This is a genomic window from Syntrophomonas sp. UBA5494, assembly GCF_002426325.1.
On the sequence record NZ_DIPG01000125.1, the window covers coordinates 44,299 to 46,087 of the forward strand.

The 1,789-nt window shown below is 43.8% G+C and carries 3 protein-coding genes; all 3 read right to left on the reverse strand.

Annotated elements, in window-relative coordinates; translation table 11 throughout:
- The coding region (locus tag B3W37_RS14145; RefSeq protein WP_483176179.1) for a PAS domain S-box protein at positions 1 to 197 on the reverse strand (197 nt) is incomplete at its 3' end.
- 496 nt (positions 198 to 693) lie between these two features.
- Positions 694 to 1,068: a hypothetical protein gene (locus tag B3W37_RS14150; protein WP_483170053.1), complete on the reverse strand. Its 375-nt coding sequence runs from the start codon at positions 1,066 to 1,068 to the stop codon at positions 694 to 696.
- A 125-nt stretch (positions 1,069 to 1,193) separates the two neighbouring features.
- Positions 1,194 to 1,385: a hypothetical protein gene (locus B3W37_RS14155; RefSeq protein WP_481039315.1), complete on the reverse strand. Its 192-nt coding sequence runs from the start codon at positions 1,383 to 1,385 to the stop codon at positions 1,194 to 1,196.
- Positions 1,386 to 1,789 lie beyond the last annotated feature (404 nt).

The following is a 1,789-nucleotide window of genomic DNA, read 5'->3' on the forward strand; positions in this document are numbered from 1 at the left end:
AATTCCGTCGCGGTTCGCCCCACCACTTCCTCGCGCTCATACCCCATGGTTTCAAGCCAGGTATGGTTGACATCCACAAATTTCAGGGTTTCATAATCAAGTATGAATTTCATTATCGAGCTGGAATGAAAGGCTTTGCTAAAGTTGGTTTCGCATTCCGTATCTGCTGCCGAGGATACAGTATTGACTTCATTCATACTTCATACCCCCTGGGAAAAACCCGGCTTTGAAAACAAAGGTATCCCGGTAAATGAGATACCTTAAACTTGTCTGCTGGTATAACTAATCTAAATGTATTATATTACAAACTTTCCCAGTTATCATGTATTTATATGCATTAATAATTTCCATTATTAAACTAGCGCCTTGTCATGACCAGGGCGCAGATTATACAATAGAAAGAGGTTTAAACTCACCCCCCAACGATTGTGAGGCAACGACCATGCGTATTTCGATCATCGATATTCTTTTCCTTATCGCATTTACTCTGTGGATCATTACCTTGGACTTCCAATCTTTATCGCCATTGCAGATAGTGAGCCTGATAGTGATGGGCTCTTGGCTGCTTTTCATTGTTTTCCGCCTGCTCCATAAGAAAGCTTAGTCCGCGGTATGTCTATCCTCGCGGCAGCAGAATCGGTACTACGCCCCGCTTCACCCTGATGCCTTCTCGCAGCTTACCGGTTTATAGCCTTAGTACAGCGCCTTCATAGTGTCCTTAATTTGCTTAAAGCGGTTTTCAATATAATGCGGCTTATTCTTCAGCATTTCCCAGAACTCGTCCTTTTCCCCCTGAGCATAGAACAAACATATCAAGGCGTCTACTTTATTAAGGGGCATACCCGCTTTGGTGAGGCTTTGCTGTATGATGCTATAATCGGTGCGCTTGCCCTGCTTGTATTCCTCTATCAGGGGACGGCTGATCTTATCCATTAGATCGATATCGGCTTCATCTATATCGAATTTAGCCTGCAGATAATCAGAGTAAGGGATGGCCTTGGTTTTTCTGGCGATTTCCAAGACCGTATCAAACATGAATTCAAATTTATCTTCTTTGGACATTCCCATGAGTAACACCTCCTCCCCTAAACATTTCGTTGCGAAGATCTTATTTCCTCTTGTTGCCATGAACAGAACCGCAAAATGGGCAAAAAAATAAGGAGGTCTGGCCTCTCTGTCAGTGGATTATTGGGTTACGCGGTTTGCTGGTCAGTGATGCAGTCAAGCTGCTGTAGCAACCAGTTTTTCAAACACCGCACTTCTTTGAGGCGTTTTTCTATCCGCCTCACCTCCCGGAAATTATTGGTTAGGGTGAGCTGCTCTTGTAACTCAACAATTTCCGTGACGGCACACTTGAGTTCCTGCAACAGATAGGCTCTGTTCATGAACATCACCCCCTTCCTCATATCATATCACACCGACAGGCACAAAATGCTTATATTCCCATAATATTTTGTAATAGTGTGGTGAAGAAGGTTTAAAACCCCTGCCGTTAATGGATTGCTTACCAGGATTCCATCTTTTGGTTATCGGCGGCTAACCCAAATCCGCTGCGATTTTATCGGCTTATAGGCCAATTTTTCTATGCCAAATGGCCAAACCCGGATCATCTTTGGCAAACAAATCGTTCTTCTCTAAATAACAAAAAGGCCGGCACCTTTTTAATGCCAACCCTCTTACTGTGGAGCTTTTGGATACAATCCATTACCTCCTGTTATCACTCCAGTCAAAAACACTATTTCCTTGCCGGGGGAGATCACCCGCTCAAATTCTCATTAGACCTGTCAGG

What these genes read in the sequence shown, in the direction of transcription:
- B3W37_RS14150 (WP_483170053.1), bottom strand. Translation starts at nt 1,068, where the DNA reads ATGGGAATGTCCAAAGAAGATAAATTTGAATTCATGTTTGATACGGTC.
- B3W37_RS14155 (WP_481039315.1), bottom strand. Translation starts at nt 1,385, where the DNA reads ATGAACAGAGCCTATCTGTTGCAGGAACTCAAGTGTGCCGTCACGGAA.